At 50.3% G+C, this 16,134-nt stretch carries 19 protein-coding genes; 16 read left to right on the top strand and 3 right to left on the bottom strand.

The window, feature by feature from the left end:
* From HB631_RS24605 to HB631_RS24565, 9 genes are read left to right on the top strand one after another with little or no spacing between them, the layout of a single operon-like run.
* On the top strand, positions 1-774 hold the full coding sequence (locus tag HB631_RS24605) for a hypothetical protein (protein WP_213993821.1): 774 nt from the start codon (positions 1-3) through the stop codon (positions 772-774).
* Entirely contained in the window at positions 761-1,309 is a 549-nt protein-coding gene (locus HB631_RS24600) for a hypothetical protein (RefSeq protein ID WP_213993820.1), read from the top strand. The genes HB631_RS24605 and HB631_RS24600 overlap by 14 nt, the downstream gene beginning before the upstream one ends.
* Before the next feature lie 15 nt (positions 1,310-1,324).
* The gene (locus HB631_RS24595) at positions 1,325-2,926 is read left to right on the top strand and encodes a RecE family exodeoxyribonuclease (protein WP_213993819.1); all 1,602 of its coding nucleotides are present in this window, start codon (positions 1,325-1,327) and stop codon (positions 2,924-2,926) included.
* Entirely contained in the window at positions 2,923-3,174 is a 252-nt protein-coding gene (locus HB631_RS24590) for a DUF4060 family protein (RefSeq protein ID WP_213993818.1), read from the top strand. The genes HB631_RS24595 and HB631_RS24590 overlap by 4 nt, the downstream gene beginning before the upstream one ends.
* Entirely contained in the window at positions 3,171-4,250 is a 1,080-nt protein-coding gene (locus HB631_RS24585; protein ID WP_213993817.1) for a hypothetical protein, read from the top strand. The genes HB631_RS24590 and HB631_RS24585 overlap by 4 nt, the downstream gene beginning before the upstream one ends.
* On the top strand, positions 4,243-4,677 hold the full coding sequence (locus tag HB631_RS24580) for a hypothetical protein (protein WP_213993816.1): 435 nt from the start codon (positions 4,243-4,245) through the stop codon (positions 4,675-4,677). The genes HB631_RS24585 and HB631_RS24580 overlap by 8 nt, the downstream gene beginning before the upstream one ends.
* 4 nt (positions 4,678-4,681) lie before the next feature.
* Positions 4,682-5,347 carry a hypothetical protein gene (locus HB631_RS24575; RefSeq protein ID WP_213993815.1) on the top strand — a complete coding sequence of 222 codons (666 nt, stop codon included), beginning with the start codon at positions 4,682-4,684 and terminating at the stop codon, positions 5,345-5,347.
* Between the two features lie 2 nt (positions 5,348-5,349).
* Positions 5,350-5,712 carry a hypothetical protein gene (locus HB631_RS24570; RefSeq protein WP_213993814.1) on the top strand — a complete coding sequence of 121 codons (363 nt, stop codon included), beginning with the start codon at positions 5,350-5,352 and terminating at the stop codon, positions 5,710-5,712.
* Between the two features lie 55 nt (positions 5,713-5,767).
* Positions 5,768-6,007: a hypothetical protein gene (locus HB631_RS24565; protein WP_213993813.1), complete on the top strand. Its 240-nt coding sequence runs from the start codon at positions 5,768-5,770 to the stop codon at positions 6,005-6,007.
* On the opposite strand, the gene HB631_RS24560 is transcribed toward HB631_RS24565, so the two are convergent.
* A complete protein-coding gene (locus HB631_RS24560) occupies positions 5,980-7,173 on the bottom strand; it encodes a site-specific integrase (protein WP_213993812.1) in 1,194 nt (397 codons plus the stop codon). The genes HB631_RS24565 and HB631_RS24560 overlap by 28 nt on opposite strands.
* Before the next feature lie 892 nt (positions 7,174-8,065).
* Between HB631_RS24560 and HB631_RS24555 the strand changes: the two genes are divergently transcribed.
* The 4 genes from HB631_RS24555 to HB631_RS24540 all read left to right on the top strand — a co-directional run bounded on the left by HB631_RS24555 (position 8,066) and on the right by HB631_RS24540 (position 12,385).
* A complete protein-coding gene (locus HB631_RS24555; RefSeq protein WP_213993811.1) occupies positions 8,066-8,290 on the top strand; it encodes a hypothetical protein in 225 nt (74 codons plus the stop codon).
* A 282-nt stretch (positions 8,291-8,572) separates the two neighbouring features.
* Entirely contained in the window at positions 8,573-9,505 is a 933-nt protein-coding gene (locus tag HB631_RS24550) for a hypothetical protein (protein ID WP_213993810.1), read from the top strand.
* A 723-nt stretch (positions 9,506-10,228) separates the two neighbouring features.
* Positions 10,229-11,170 carry a 6-phosphofructokinase II gene (pfkB, locus tag HB631_RS24545; RefSeq protein ID WP_213993809.1) on the top strand — a complete coding sequence of 314 codons (942 nt, stop codon included), beginning with the start codon at positions 10,229-10,231 and terminating at the stop codon, positions 11,168-11,170.
* A 348-nt stretch (positions 11,171-11,518) separates the two neighbouring features.
* Positions 11,519-12,385 carry a fructosamine kinase family protein gene (locus tag HB631_RS24540; protein ID WP_213993808.1) on the top strand — a complete coding sequence of 289 codons (867 nt, stop codon included), beginning with the start codon at positions 11,519-11,521 and terminating at the stop codon, positions 12,383-12,385.
* Between the two features lie 36 nt (positions 12,386-12,421).
* Here HB631_RS24540 and HB631_RS24535 read toward each other — a convergent pair whose 3' ends face one another.
* Complete coding sequence (locus tag HB631_RS24535) at positions 12,422-12,967, bottom strand: YniB family protein (protein ID WP_213993807.1); 546 nt, start codon at positions 12,965-12,967, stop codon at positions 12,422-12,424.
* Between the two features lie 169 nt (positions 12,968-13,136).
* On the opposite strand from HB631_RS24535, the gene hxpB reads away from it, so the two are divergent.
* Entirely contained in the window at positions 13,137-13,802 is a 666-nt protein-coding gene (hxpB, locus tag HB631_RS24530; protein WP_213993806.1) for a hexitol phosphatase HxpB, read from the top strand.
* Positions 13,803-13,852: 50 nt separating this feature from the next.
* Here hxpB and HB631_RS24525 read toward each other — a convergent pair whose 3' ends face one another.
* On the bottom strand, positions 13,853-14,188 hold the full coding sequence (locus HB631_RS24525) for a cupin domain-containing protein (protein WP_213993805.1): 336 nt from the start codon (positions 14,186-14,188) through the stop codon (positions 13,853-13,855).
* A gap of 238 nt (positions 14,189-14,426) precedes the next feature.
* Here HB631_RS24525 and kduI point away from each other — a divergent pair, with 238 nt between their 5' ends.
* Together kduI and kduD are read left to right on the top strand one after the other, a co-directional pair.
* Entirely contained in the window at positions 14,427-15,263 is an 837-nt protein-coding gene (gene kduI, locus HB631_RS24520; protein ID WP_213993804.1) for a 5-dehydro-4-deoxy-D-glucuronate isomerase, read from the top strand.
* A gap of 83 nt (positions 15,264-15,346) precedes the next feature.
* The gene (kduD, locus tag HB631_RS24515) at positions 15,347-16,108 is read left to right on the top strand and encodes a 2-dehydro-3-deoxy-D-gluconate 5-dehydrogenase KduD (RefSeq protein ID WP_213993803.1); all 762 of its coding nucleotides are present in this window, start codon (positions 15,347-15,349) and stop codon (positions 16,106-16,108) included.
* Positions 16,109-16,134: the final 26 nt, after the last annotated feature.

The raw sequence follows: 16,134 nt of genomic DNA, 5'->3' as shown, positions 1-16,134 counted from the left end.
ATGAACCAACCAATGAACTTTGTATGGAACCCCGAAGGCGCCGAAATGGCTAAGAAGGCTGGCGCAGCCAGCGGCATCAGCGAAACCGGCGCTTATGAGGGTGTAATTACCGCGGCTATTTACACCTTTGGTCGTGATGGCAGTAAGTCACAGGCGTTGGAATTGAGCTTCGATTCTAACGGATTGAAAGCCAACTACCTGCGCATCAATTTTATAGGCAAAGACGGGCAATCTACGTTCGGCGCTGGACTGGTTTACGCATTGATGTTTGCAGCCGGCGTCAAAAAACTGGAGCCAGCTCAGGTGCAAGGCGAGCAAGGACCGGAATGGCATTGCCCTAGTCTGGTTAACAAAAAAGTAGGGCTCTTCCTGCAGAAGGTTTTGTACACGAAAACAACTGATGGCTCGGACGGTTATAGATTCGAGATCCGCAATGTTTTCCAGCCGGGAACGAGAAAGACCTATGCCGAGTATTCGGAAAATGCCCCGGCGGAAGATATCGCCGCGCTTGAATTATCCATGAAAGATAAGGACGACCGTCAGAGAACGCCGCAACATTCCGGTCCTGCCGGGGGTGGATGGGGACAGCCTGTAAATCCTTACACTGCGCAAACTGCGGCCGCACAAAATGGCGTTCCTAATTCACGCCTGCAGCAAGCGGCAACGCAACATGCAGCGGCGCAAAACGAACCGCCGATGGATTTTGACGACGACATACCATTCGCCCCATTAGGTTTGCAATATGGCCGGAATTTCATTTATGCAATCAGTTAAAAAATGCAACAAATGCAAATTGATTAAACCTATTACAGAATTTTATTGCCACAAGGAAATGGCTGATGGGCATCTTAATAAATGCAAGGATTGTGCGAGAGCGGATGCCAATAGATATCGTAGTTTTAATCTTGAGGCATATAGGGAATACGATCGCAATCGGGCAAAAAACCCTAATAGAGTAGCGGCAAGGGAAGCTTATCAAAAAACAGAAAATGGGCGTAATTCAATAAATAAGGCTAAGAAAAAATTTATTTATAATAACCCATTAAAAAGAAAAGCGCATTGCCATATCAGTAACGCGCTTAGAGACGGGAAGGTTATTAAGCCTAACCGGTGTCAGCTTTGTAACGTTGAATGTCGTCCGGAGGCGCACCACCGTGATTACGGCAAACCATTAGAAATAATGTGGCTATGCAAAAAATGTCATGTTAAGTGGCATAAAAGAAATATGCCACTTAATGGAGATATCCAATATCAAATCGAGCAAATGAAAATAGCTGAACGTAATAACACAACGAGTTTTGACCAATAATCATAGGAACACCAAATGTCTACATATTCGTTTCTCATTAAGGGCCGGGCCAAATCTGAAAAGAAAAGCCTGTTCTGCTGGTTCGAAAGCAAGTCCGATTCCCGCGCCGAGCGGGAAATCATGAACATTCTGGAAGATAACGACATCGCCACCGGCCGCGGTGCCGATTACCAGTTACCCGTCCGTACGGACTTTCCGGTCTTCGATGATTTGCCGACAGAGTTTGTGCTCGATGACACCTGGTGCGATCGGTACGAACTGGCGGAAGACGGCAAAACATTCCGCAAAATCGTCGTCGCGCCGCCGGCGCCCCCGGAACAACCGGCCGCCACAGCGCCCTTAAACGAGGGCGCAAAACAGGAAGCGGCGCCGACAGTCATCACAGCCAATGATGCGAATTTCTATCAACGCACGCTGGGCGCCTGGCTGTTCGGCGTGTTCAAATTTTTGACGCCTGAACAAATAGGTGAAGTGAACCGCCTGCAGATGGATATGGACGCCACCTACCCCCAAAACGTTTTACTGGCTTTGGGCAACATCACACAGTTGCGCCACTGCTTCCCGGAAACGCTCTTTGATTTGATCGCGGCTATCAAAGCCGTCTGGCCAGAAACTGGCAAGTCTCCGGAGTTGGGCCATATTCTATCGTTTGCCGAGGAATGGATGCAGGCGCACAACTATGCCATCCCCGGCGATGATAGGCCGAACCGGATGGACGTAACGGCAAAATGGGTTGCTAAACACAATCCGCCGCACGCCGCGGCGCCCAAACTGGACCGGCCAGCCGGGTTTCCGTTCACGCTCGACTCGCTGGATATTGAGATCGCCTGCGCTCTGCTTCCCATGGATTTTGATATTCACGAAATCCCCGGGCCGATTGCGCGCCGCGCTAAAGAAATGGTGGAAAAACGGGAGGAACCCTGGCGGCAATGGAGCCAGAAGTTGCGCCAGGTGCCCGACATCCTGACGTATCCCCGGGCAACGATTTTCCCGCTCATCCGGGACGGTAAACCCGATCTCTACCATTTCCCGACGTCACACCAGACATGGATTGATGCGCGTCTGCGTGGCGAACTCCCCACCACTATTGACACCATAGCTGGCGAGGATCCGTTGCTGGATAGCCCTGTTTTCGCCACCGCCAGCCCGGCCGCCCAGCCAGAAGTCAAAAGCCTGGGCGACGTTAGATTTTCCGTTGATTTGGAAGTGCCGGAACGCGAAGGCCCCTTCTACCTGAAAAACCCGAGCACCGGGAAATGCCGCCAGATTTATAACCCGGTGAAACTGCGTGCGCTCCTCGCAAGCGGATACGTTGAGATGACTTTTAATGAATATCTTGATGTGTCGTTTGCCGGTGGCGTGGAAGAGGTAGAGCACGCTCCCAATACGGAGAACACCGGCAATGTGCAGATGGAAAAGACGGATAGTCCTGAAGGCAAAAATAGCCCTCAACTGCCGGCGGGCGAAAGTAATGATGCGCAGCAGGAAGCGCCGCCCCTCCCCCTGATCGCGCTGGACAATCTTGAGCATCGGCTCGCCCTGGTGGAAAAGAAATTGGCGTTCCTGGGCGATATTGGCATCGAGTTTCAGCGCATCGGCCTGGAGTCGCTCGAATGAAATTAATCATCCGTGACACCAAATCACCTCTCGCCCGGCGCGCTTGCCGGGCGGCATTGGCCGAACACCATGACAAGTTAGGCAATTACGGCCTGCAGAAGGTCCACACCGAATATCGCGTGGAGGTGGACGGCATGATCATCACCGTCGAAGTGGTTAACCGTTACGCCAGTTACGTGGCCACCGCGCGGAATGGATTCCGCCGGCTGCGCAACCTTCCTGGGCAGGCATTCGCGGGGGCGTTATGAGAAAAACTTTAACTCCAGAAGAAATTGAAAAATTACGCACTAGTGCAAAATGGGATTGCACTTTTGGACGAGTGACGATGACTAAATTACTCGACCACATCGACGCCCTGGATCACGCAGACAAAATCCAAGTGAGGGCTATCGATAATTTGAATGCGAAAATCGATAGCTTAGAGGCAGAACTCGCCCAGCGCGATGCGCTGGCGGGTGAGCCGGTGGGGTATTTTACTAAATTTTGCGGTATATGGCATGAAGTTCACGCTCCAAACGGAACCGCACTCTACATCGCATCGGTAGTGTCAACCATGTGTCTGCCCTCAATTTATGCGTTAAATGAGCATGAAAAAACGCGGCTAATTGAATTCGCTGAGAAATATATTCAGCGGCAAAGCAAAATAATCGCAAAATTGCCGACCGATATCTGTCAGGAAAAATTGATCGGTATTGCGTTGGAGACACTGAATGCACCGCCAGCGCCAGTCACCGGCATTAACGCAAACCACAGCGATCCCGATTTATCTCCCGGTGAATATTCCGTGAATATCAGTACCAAGGGTGGCGCGGCGATCATAAACGGAGCGCCTGTAGCATCTGTCTTGCTGGATACCGCCAAGATTCTCGATACCCCATTCCTTGAAGGTGATTCGATTTATTGGCAATTGGTGACCGGATTGGTCGACCAAGAAAATGAGCAAAGAGAGATATTCGCCGCTGAAATAGTTAGGGCCATTATCAATGCCGCTGGTATGCAACCGGTTAGCGCGGTGCCCGTTGTTTTCACCCCAATTCTCACCGAGCTCGAACGCGCCATTCGCAAATTCCCGACCTGGCCCACTGACCCTATTCATGCCAGCAAAATTCTTGATGAGGAAGTTGGAGAGCTGAGCAAGGCGGTATTGCAGGCCACCTATGAGCCGCACAAATCAGGCCCGGATGAGGTCAGGGCTGAAGCAATCCAAGCTGCTGCAATGTGCATCCGTTTTATTGCCAGCCTGGACCGTTACCAGTACACGCCAGCGACACAACACGAACAGCCAGCATTAGCCCATGGCCACAAGGCGGTGAATCATGGATAAGAAAGCGCTAATGGAGCGTTGCGAAGCCGTTATTAAGCTGCACGAAGACGCAGCTAAACACAGAACGCCAGAGCCGACACATATTGCTGAGCTGGAAATCTACCGCATCGCCCTTGCCGCGCTGGAGGCTGAGCCTATTAAAAGGGTAAACGCGCATCAAATGCAGTTAGTGTGCTTGGAAGCCACTCGGCATATCGATAAATACGACTCCATGGCCAATGAAGTTAATAAACTTCTAGGGCGAACCACCCCGCCCGCAGCAAGCCGGGTGCCGGATGATTTAAGTGAAGGTGCAAGGCAGTTTATTTTTGACTGGTTGGATGGCTGTGCTGATGCGTGCAGGGAAAATGATCCTGAAGTAGGGATATTTCCTAACTATGAAGTGGCTGACGAAATTGATGCATTCCGCTCACAGATGGAGGGCTAGACCAATGTCTGAAACCAATATTGAACGCATCCAGCCAGTAAAGCCGCAGCGCGATGAAAACGGTTGGTGGTCACATCCAGATTATATCCCGGACCTGGAAGAAGACGCGCTGCGTGTCGAATTCGATGTGTGGCTTGAGGTCAACGGCGTCGAATGCGTCGCGCGGCTCATGGAAGACGATTTGGAGCCAGGTAGCCCAGAGGCCGTCGCATGGGAAAGCCTGGACTGCGATTGCAGCGCCTGGAACCCGAAACCGCCCGAGGGTACAGGCTGGTTCCTGGTTTCTGTCCACGATACCGAGGACGGACCCTCCGCAGTGTGGCTGCGCAAATTACCCGACGCACAGCCAATCACGTCCTACGACGCCTTGGTGCGTTTTTACAGAAAACTGCATGACGAACACAGGGCGCTAGATGGGGAGACCCAACGACTGCGCCACCGCTGCGACTATCTCGATAGAAAGCTTGAAGAGCTGAAAACGACTCGCCGAGCGCCGATGCCCGCGCCTAAGGTTTGTACCTGCATCAAATGTGGTTGCAACGACGATCACGCCTGCGTTAATGAGAACGATACACCCTGCCATTGGGTGAAAGTGGACCGTGCCGCCGGCACCGGCATCTGTTCACAGTGCGCGCCCGAATGGGTGGAAAAACTGGCGGAGGACATGTAGCCATGGCCAAAAATATTCACATCGGCTTATCGCCGCTTACCGGGACCATTTTTGCCGGTTCAGCAAAACCCATGAAGGGCGGCCCGGCCGGCGCCATGCAGTTTACTGGTGAAAAGGTTGACGTCACCTCGCTGGCTCTCTCTGCTGTTGCTGAAAAATTGGTTAAGGAGGACCGGATTATCTCTTGGACATTAGCCGATGGACGCACTTTGCAACTACGGGCCGATTACGTACAAAAGCTTGAGCCACCGGTTGTCCGCCGTTGCCCGCGCTGCGGCTCGTCTCTGGTAGCGACCGAACGCCGGCCGGATGGAAATTCAACGTGCGATCAGGGCCATGTATTCCCGACGGCGTCGTGTAATTGATTCCCGAAAATCAATATTGCGCCGGCGACGTTTGCCGGCTGCTGGAGCAAAACCGATGAGCAAAGTTAACGTCCACATTCAGCCGGTGGTGATAAACCGGGAAACAATCCAGGCGATGCTGGGCGGTATTTCCCGGACTACTTTCTGGCGCAAACGCCAGAAATGGGCCGCCGCCGGTACGCCCTTTCCGGATCCAGCGCCCGATACCAACCCGGCAAAAGGTGGCGAGCAATACCGGTATAGCGACGTTATCAAATTCTGTAAGCGTCAGGGCCTTATTGATGAGCAGGAATGAATATGGCTGGCCCACAAATCAGCGGCCTGCTGTTGTTCTTCAACGTAATCGTGCTGGTCATACACAGCCAGCATGCCAGTCAACTTGTGCCCCAGTATTTTTTCTGATACATGGGGCGCAACGCCTAATTTTGCCATCTGCGTTTTACACGTTCTGCGCAGGTCGTGCATTGTCCAATCGGTAATATTCATGACTTCGCCAACTTGGTCGGCCAGCGACAGTAGGACATTGGCAGACATAGGGCGATCTACTTGAAGCGTCGCCGGCGGGAAAACTATCTCAAAATCCGGATAGATTAAAAACGCCTGTTCCAGCAGCTCTACCGCGGCGGCCGAGAGCCCGCGCACAAATCCCCTTCTCGTTTTTGAAATTTCTTTTCGTATAGTCCAGATGCGACGACCAAGGTCAAAATCCTTTTTTTTCGCTAGACGTAACTCTACGCCACGACACCCAGTCAGTAGTACCAGGCGGACAAAAAGCTGATTCTGCTGGCTCATCTTGGTTTTGCCCACGGACCGCCAAAATATTCCCACTTCCTGATCATCCAGGAAGCGTTCTCCGTTCTGCGCCAATTTACCTACATCATTGAGCTCGAGCAGTAATAGCGCAGAGGATGTTATGCGCCGGCGCCGAAGCCCATACCTGATCACCTGCTTCATTTTGACCAGCACATTCCCTGCCTGCACCGGTGAACCGCCGTCGTTGATACGCCGGAAAATTTGTTCCCAGTCTGTCGGGGCCATTTCATCCGCCAGCATCTTTCCGTACCGATCTGTGACGTGCAAAGCCAGCATGCGCTTCCAGTAATCGTATTTAACAAGCTTAAGCGCAGGAGGGCTATCCAGCCATTCAGCAACAAGCATGTTGATATCTGGCGAAGCAACGGCCTCGGCTTTGGCCATTCGCATCATCGCGGCCGGGTTACGTCCTTCCGCCAACCATTTCTTGCATTGCTCCATTGCTTCCCGCGCCTCGCGCAAGGAGATTTTACCGTATATGCCAAGGCGCAACCGAACGGGCCGGCCGGCGAAACGGTAGCGAAACTGGAACGCGATATTTCCCTTCGGGCTTATGCGCACAGATAATCCGCCGGCGTCGGCCAATTCTTCCGGGCCGTCGTAGGGCTTTCCATCAATACGCCGCAATTTAGTATCATTGAGCGGCATTTTATCCCCATAAATTTGGTACACGATTTGGTACACAAATCTTATGGCACAAACAGGATTAGATTGAAACGGGATGGAACAACAAAACTGATTTTTTGTAGGCAGGACAAAGAGGTAGGGTTACGGATTGAAACAGCGAGGAATCGAGGGAAACGGCAGTTTTGACTTACACGCAAGATCACATACAAGGCTTAATTCATTAATAAAATCAATGTGTTGATGGTGCTATCTCGTTATACTTTACGAAATACATACACAGCGGCGTACCCGCTTTCAAATGCACCGCTGAATGACACGACAACTTATCGGAATAGTAACACCTTGATGTTAGGGCTATCTACAAAAAAAAATCAATGCTGGCGATGATGCCTGAAGTTGCCGGCGAGCGCGCAGTTCACAACCTTTTTTTTTCAGAAGATATGAGAGGTAAGGCTTCACGCTTCAGAACGCCTTCAGAACGCCTTCAGAACGCCTTTCACTGGAAACTGGCCTAGGCGAAGCACCAACATTCAAGCTTTGAATGCTATTAACTCTATTGATGCAGGTATCAAGTTCTTGCCTGCGAATTCCTCGCATAAGTTAATCACTGGCTTTATGTGAGCTTTTATTATTATTAAATTCAATAAATATATTCAATAATATAATAAATTATATTTTCAAAAAATAATATCAACCGCATAAAATATCTCTTTCAAACAAATAATTATTTTTTAATTGAAATTTACATGCTTCGTTTATTTCTGGTTATTATTTTTATGCCAAATTTAATTTAGTAAATTTTTAGAAATTTATTAAATTTTAAAAAAATAATTATTTCACTCATAAAAAAGGTTTTACATATGGAAGAAAGAATTGTAATGACTTGTGGTGTAATTGTAACCTATACGCCGATATGCAAAATACCAAAGCCCATTTTTCAACTACCATTTCCCGTTCCATGGCGACCCGCCACACTGCCGGAATAAGGCATAGTGCAGCCAGACCAGAGGAGCAGGCCAGGAAGCATGCGCAAAAACAGCAGCATGCCATTGCTCGGCAAGTGACGGATATTACAAGCATTAAAGAAGATTATGAGCTTCATCTGGCAAAAATACAGGGTGAGATTGAAGCTACATAACGCCATATAAAATGAAACTTCCGGTCTTAAGATCGACGGTTTAACCCCATTGCAACCCACCCTTTAGGCTGCTACATCCGGCAATTAAATTCGGTGCGATAAAATGTTCTCTCTAATTATAGTAGAGCCTCACTAACCGAGGTCATTTTTAACATGCTAAAATTATCAGATTTTCGTTAATATTATTATGTCTGTCCTCCACCGAGATTTTTCAACTTCTAGCACTGTTTTAAAAAAATAAATTCTATATATAATATTTTTTTCCTAAAAGAGTTGAAAATAATGGACACCATAAAATTAGCAGCACAAACAACGAATAATTATGTAAATAATATTCAGCAATTATCAATTTCATCGAATACTCCGCAACGTCACATCAGGGAGGCTATTGCAGTGAAAAACAGTCCGCAGGACATTTTCCATCGCATTCCGGCTATCACCGAAGCCATAGCATCGTATTTGAAAGAGCCTGACTATTCCCATTTTGTCGCTGCGGTAAAGGGAACGTCCTTGCGTCCGCTACTGGAAATTTATCGTGAATACCAGGAAATAAATTTCTCTCTCACCGCTTTGCGTCCACATGAAAAGCAATTATGCATAGCATTGCAGCTTCAACAAAAAGATTTATCCGACGAATTAAAAAAAACTGTGATTGTAGAATTAACGCAAAGCGGACAAAAGCCCTATACCCCTTTTCCCCTGGGCACCATTGCGCTGGGTTGTATCATTCCCCGACAAGATGACCAGGCTGGCATTGCTCACTATATAGGCTACTATGATGGCGAAAATTTCCCCCTTCACCTTGTGGGCAACAACCCCATAGCCACAGCGCTGCTTAAGTGGAGGAAGGCGGTGATGGCGCAAAGCGATGCAATAAAGCGAATATTTGCCGGCGCAAGCACCATAAAGTTACATAATCTTCAGGAGGGAAGTGATATTCTCACCATTCCTATTTATAAAACCGAGCTGGATAGTGAAAAGTTTGGTATTTTACTTAAAATGGCCGATCGATATTCAAGCAACGCGCCATTGGCGGAAAAATATGGATTAGTATTTGTGATGATACGGTTGGCAATCTGTCTTAAAAAAAATAACCTCAACAGACTCAGCGAAACAGAGATAAACGAAGCGTTAAATCGTCATCCTCGGCTACTTGAAACAGGCAGGGATATTCTTGGCGTATTGCCGGGAAAGACTCTCTACCAACGGCCATGATGGAATAGAAGTAAGAGATGTTAATGAGACGATCGGGACTTTAGCGATTTCACAAAAGGATTAACATCCTCTTAATTCGTGCTCAACAGCTCTTTATCATGTGAGTGTGGGTGTCAAGTGAAAAATCTTTGCTTGCACCATAAAGCAGCAAACCCGCCGAAGCGGGTTTGTGGGAATCAGCTAGTCATTATGGAGTTTTTTACACCAACGCAGTAACGACAGCGACCCAAAAAGCCATACATATCAATACTATGCTGGGCAGTGTTAACCGATAGAAATAATCCATAACAACCTCACATTTACCTGACATCTTTTAAGAATAATCCTACGACTTTCCCGGCTAAAAAAATAGGATCTGGATCAGTTTTTAGACCCTATTTCCCGTCAAATACATGTGTTGGATCACATCCCACTCTAGGATTTACCGCAACAAACAACCCTGTAACGATGTTAACCCTTAATGTTACATCGGCACATTGGTCTTGAATAACACGCCAGTTAATCCCACCAGCACGGCCAGCAAAAGCAGACTAATCCACTTCCAACGTTGTTCAGATTTTACACTCATGGCATCCCCCGTCTTAGTTGTCTACGGATATATCGGACACCGCCAAAAAATCTTTAGCCATTATTTTAAAAAACCGGTAAATGACTTTTTACCCTAAAGAGCCGGATTACAAAGGGTGTTATGCTGGCGGTCACATTGGTTGCAAGGAGAGTATTATGATACCGATAACCACCCTGACCCTGGCCCCGTCCCTGGACAGTGCCACGACGACCGACCGCCTTTATGCGGAAGGAAAGTTGCGTTGCACCGCTCCGCTGTTTGAACCGGGCGGCGGCGGTATTAACGTGGCGCGGGCGATTGTGCATTTAGGGGGAGACGCCACGGCGTTGTTTCCCATTGGCGGCCCCACCGGACGCCATCTGACCGAGCTGCTCAGGGCGGAAGGAATCACCACCGATGCCATCGAAACCAAAGACTGGACCCGGCAGAACCTTCACGTACATGTGGAAAGCACCGGCGAGCAGTATCGTTTCGTTATGCCCGGCGCGCATCTGACAGACGATGAATTCGCTCTTTTTGAACAACGGCTGTCCGGTTTGCCGAAAAATTCCCTGTTCGTTGTCAGCGGTAGCCTGCCGCCGGGCATCAGCGTGGAAAATCTGCAGCATTTGCTGCGTGAAGCCCAGCGCTGCGGTCTGCGCTGCGTCGTCGACAGTTCAGGTCCGGCCCTGAAGGCCTGTTTGGATATCGGCAATCTTGCGTTGGTCAAGCCGAATCAGAAAGAGTTGGCGGAGCTGGTGAAGCGTAATCTGGACGATCCCGATGCGGTAAGGCAAGCCGCTCTGGAGATTATCGCCCAGGGCAAAACCGAGCGCGTCGTGGTTTCCCTCGGTCCGCAGGGGGCATTGGCCGCGGATAAAGATCGCGTGTTTCAGGTAGTGCCGCCGCCGGTCAAAAAGATGAGTACCGTCGGCGCCGGGGACAGTATGGTGGGGGCCATGACGCTGAAGCTGGCTGAAGGCGCCGATCTGCTGGATATGGCGCGTTACGGCGTGGCGGCGGGCAGCGCGGCTACCCTGCATAAGGGCACCAGGCTATGCACCCTGGACGATACACTGCGCATTTACGACTATCTCCGCAAGGATCTTACCGCCTGAGGGCCGCCATAGGGCGGGTGTGCCGGGGCTCAAGCAAACCGATCAAAGCCGCCCGCCCCGGCCAAAAAACGTACAAAGACCCTCAATAATCTGTTGACATTGTGGGGCTTAGCCCCAACACTCATTTCAAGCGCCACCAGTGAGAATCCCTTAAGTGGGATACATTGGGTTTCCCTGGCGCGCCCTTCTCTTTTGAACCCGGTTCGAGCCGATATTAACGGCCGAGGCGTTACCGGTTTTGTTCAATCAGCTGTCGCCGCCCCATCATTGGCGGGTAAGCCGATGCGACTATAGTCAGTAAAGCGATTCGGACTTTAATCGGTAGAGCAACCTTAGGGGGAAATGACGATGTGGCACGCCATTGACAACATGCTGGCCGAGAATTTTACCCGTGATGAAATACATGAACGCAGGGAGTTACCGGGAGGAGAATTACATCGCGCGTGGTATCTCCGCTACGGTTCCCATGAAATCTTCGTAAAAAGCGACAGCCGCGAACTATTGCAAAAATTCACCAATGAGGCGGATCAATTAGACATGTTGGGACGCAGTAAAACCGTGCGCGTGCCGAAAATCTATGGCGTCGGCAGCGAGCGGGATAATAGCTTTCTGATCATGGAATATATAGCGAAACGACCTTTTGACGCCCATGGAGCCTATTGCCTCGGACAACAGTTGGCGAAGCTGCATCAATGGAGCGAGCAGCCCCAGTTCGGACTTGACTTTGATAATGACCTATCCACCCTCACCCAACCCAATGCCTGGCAGCGACGCTGGTCGATATTTTTTGCTGAACAGCGTATCGGATGGCAGTTACAGCTGGCGGCGGAAAAGGGGCTGATTTACGGCGATATCGACAGGATAATTGCCCGGACAGAAGAGTTGCTCCATGAGCATCAACCGCAGCCCTCCCTGCTGCACGGTGATTTATGGCCCGATAACTGCGCCAATAGCGCCGGCGGCAGCTTTTTATACGATCCGGCCTGCTATTGGGGCGATCGGGAATGCGATTTGGCGATGTTGCCTTTATATCCTGAGCTGCGGCCGCAAATTTATGACGGTTATCAGAGCATCTGGCCGCTGGATAGAGGTTTTATCCGCCGGCAGCCTGTTTACCAGCTCTATTATTTGCTTAACCGTGCCAATTTGTTCGGCGACCAGCATATTAACGTTGCCGGTCAGGCGCTGGATCGGGTATTAAGCCATGATGAATAGCCCGGGGAATCATTCGCCCCGGACAAGGTTTTGCCGTTACAGCATGCCGAGCAGTTTGAGGATAAAATAACCCACTACGGCGATAATGATGGGTAAAATGTACAGGGGAAAAACCTGCAGCAGGATGGTATGGCGCGGCATGACAATTTTTTCCTCCAGCTGCGGACGGCTAATGCCTTCCGTCCCTTTCGCACGTTCCAGCACCATTTGATTTTCAATCCCTTCGCGGATAAACCGGACCTGACGCGACATCCGGGCGCCGGAGGCCTGTAATGCCAGTCCGACAAAAATCAACAGATAAATTATCCAGAAACCGATATTGCCGAAGAAAAAGCCATTATCAAACACCGGCTGAGGAGAATTGAACCAAAACACATTCAGGAAAGAGGTATTAAAACGCATCATATCAATGATTACGTGGAAAAAATCGGCCATTACCGCATTGATGCCTTTATTTTGCTCACTATGCTGGTAAAGGAATTTCAGTATGGAAATCAGTGTGGAAATTAAAGCCGGTATAAATATTATCCATCCCGCAAGCCGTTTTATCACGGCCAGGCGACCAGCTTGTTGATACGTCATGTGCTCCCCTCGTTAATCGACGCCAACCAGAACGCTTAAGTTTATCTATAATTTACCTTTTTTGCTGCGTTGTTTTTGATGAATCTGTTACAACCGATCGCCATCCCATTTTTTCGAGAACAATGCTACCCTGTTTCACTGATATTTTAGCCATACAGGAGCATGTGGAATGCCCACAACAATACCGCAGGAAGCCCTGATTTTTGATATGGATGGACTGATTATTGATTCAGAACCCCTCTGGCACCAGGCGGAGCTGGATGTGTTCGCCGCCATGGGGGTGGATACCGCCAATGGAGAAAATCTGCCGGATACGTTGGGATTGCGTATCGACCAAGTGGTGAAATTATGGTACCAGGCCAGCCCATGGCAAGACGTCTCGCTGGACGACGTCACCCTGCGGATAATCCAGCGCGCCGTTATGCTGATAGATAAACAGCGCCCGCTGCTGCCTGGGGTGCAACAAGCCTTGGAAACCGCCCGGGACTGTGGGCTGAAGATCGGCTTGGCCTCGGCATCTCCGCTGTTTATGCTCGAAAACGTGCTGGAGATTTTCGCCTTGCGCCATTATTTTGCCGAACTCGCGTCGGCGGAACATCTGCCCTACAGCAAACCACACCCTGAAGTCTATCTTCAGGCGGCGGCCAAGCTGGATGCGCTGCCTGAGCGCTGCTCCACCCTTGAGGATTCGTTTAACGGCATGATTGCCACCAAAGCGGCGCGCATGCGCTCCATCGTGGTGCCCGATCCCGCTTACCGCGCCGATCCCCGCTGGGTGGTCGCCGATACCAAGCTTGACTCGTTGCTGAACCTGACCGCTGAACATATTCTTTGAGGCGCTATCCGCCCTGAGACAGCCGGGGCGGAGCGTAAACCGAGAGGATGTTATGAGAGAAAATCAGCCCGTTTGGGTGTAAATGTATCAATCAGCACGCTATTATCTTCCAAGGCCACCACGCCATGCATCTGGTGTTTCACCGCCCGATAGGCATCCCCGGTTTTTAATCGCCGTTTTTCCCCGTCAATCTCCACGTCGAAACTGCCGGCGGCCACATAGGCAATCTGGTCGTGGATGTCGTGCCGATGGGGGATGCCGACCGCCCCCTTGGCAAAATGGACACAGACCATCATCAAATCATCGCTCCAGGTCATGACCTTGCGCTTTACACCGTCGCCGATAACTTCCCAAGGTGTTTCATCATCGATAAAAAAGGTTTTCATACCGCTCCCGCTAGCCAAGGGCCATCATTTAAAGAAAAAATAGTCATGTATTACGCTATTGTAGAGGATAGCGACCGGAAGAAAACCTGAAAGCGCCAAAATCATGACCCCTCTCATAAAATAAATAAAACATTATTTCATTTTTATTGAATTCGCATCCCTCTCGCTCTATGATTCCAATATCAATAGAGAGAATACCCTCTTCCCTAACATGTTCTGATAGAGAGGCATTACCATCATGCAAGTCCGCCAAAGCATTCACAGTGACCACGCTAAACAACTGGACACCGAAGGGCTGCGCAGCCAATTTCTGATTGAAAAGATTTTTGAAGCCGATGCTTACACCATGACCTATAGCCACATCGACCGTATCATAGTCGGCGGCATTAAACCGGTGGCGAAAACGGTAAGCATCGGCAGCGAAGTGGGCAAACAGCTGGGCGTGAGTTATTTTCTCGAACGCCGGGAATTGGGCGTTATCAATATCGGCGGCCCGGGGATTATCGTGGTGGACGGCAAGACCTATGAAATCGGCCATCAGGAAGCGCTTTATGTCGGCATGGGCGCCAAGGACGTGCGATTCTCAAGCGTGGACGCCGCCAAACCGGCCAAGTTTTATTATAACAGCGCCCCGGCACATACCACTTATCCGAGCCGGAAAATCACCCTGGCGGAGGCTTCGCCGCAAACCATCGGCGACAACGCCACCAGCAATCTGCGCACCATCAATAAATTCATCGTGCCCGATGTATTGCCCACCTGTCAGTTGACCATGGGTCTGACCAAACTGGCCGAAGGCAATTTGTGGAATACCATGCCTTGTCATACCCATGAACGGCGTATGGAAGTCTACTTCTATTTCGACATGGACGATGAAACCGCGGTATTCCATATGATGGGTCAGCCGCAGCAAACCCGTCATTTGCTGGTACATAACGAGCAGGCGGTTATTTCGCCAAGCTGGTCTATCCACGCCGGCGTCGGCACGAAAAACTACACCTTTATCTGGGGCATGGTGGGCGAAAATCAGGTATTTGACGATATGGATCACGTCAAAGTCAGCGAAATTCGCTAATACCGTCCTTCGTGCCGGCCTGTTCCGGCGTTTTTTTGATATGTCTTGGCGGCTGGGTTTGGTCGCCATCAATGAGGCAAGGTATGATTTTAGAAACATTTGATCTTAAAGGAAAAGTGGCACTGATCACCGGTTGTGACACCGGTTTGGGCCAGGGTATGGCTATCGGCCTGGCTGAAGCAGGCTGCGATATCGTCGGTGTCAATATTGTCGATCCGGAAGAAACCATCGCCAAAGTCACCGCACTGGGCCGTCGTTTCCTGAGCCTGACCGCCGATTTGATGAAAACTGACGGCATCCCCGCGATAGTGGAAAAAGCGGTGAAGGAATATGGTCATCTAGATATCCTGGTGAATAACGCCGGTATTATCCGCCGCGAAGATGCCATCGAATTCAGCGAAAAGAATTGGGACGATGTCATGAACATCAATATCAAAACCGTGTTCTTTATGTCCCAGGCCGTGGCCCGTCAGTTCATCAAGCAGGGCAAAGGCGGCAAAATTATCAATATCGCTTCCATGCTCTCCTTCCAGGGTGGCATTCGGGTTCCTTCCTACACCGCGTCAAAAAGCGCGGTGATGGGCGTGACCCGGCTGTTGGCCAATGAATGGGCTAAGCATAATATCAATGTGAACGCCCTGGCGCCGGGTTATATGGCCACCAACAATACGCAGCAACTGCGCGCGGATGAAGAACGCAGCAAAGAAATCCTTGAACGCATCCCCGCCGGCCGCTGGGGTTTGCCCGCCGACCTGAAAGGCCCGGCGGTATTCCTCGCCTCCTCCGCATCGGATTATATCAACGGCTACACCATCGCCGTGGACGGCGGCTGGCTGGCGCGCTAGGCGCTATCACCGATCGTGCAACAAAT

It is taken from the genome of Sodalis sp. dw_96, assembly GCF_018449575.1.
Taxonomy (GTDB): Bacteria; Pseudomonadota; Gammaproteobacteria; order Enterobacterales; family Enterobacteriaceae; genus Acerihabitans.
Note: the sequence above shows the minus strand (reverse complement) of the source record. Positions and strands in the feature narration are given on the sequence as shown.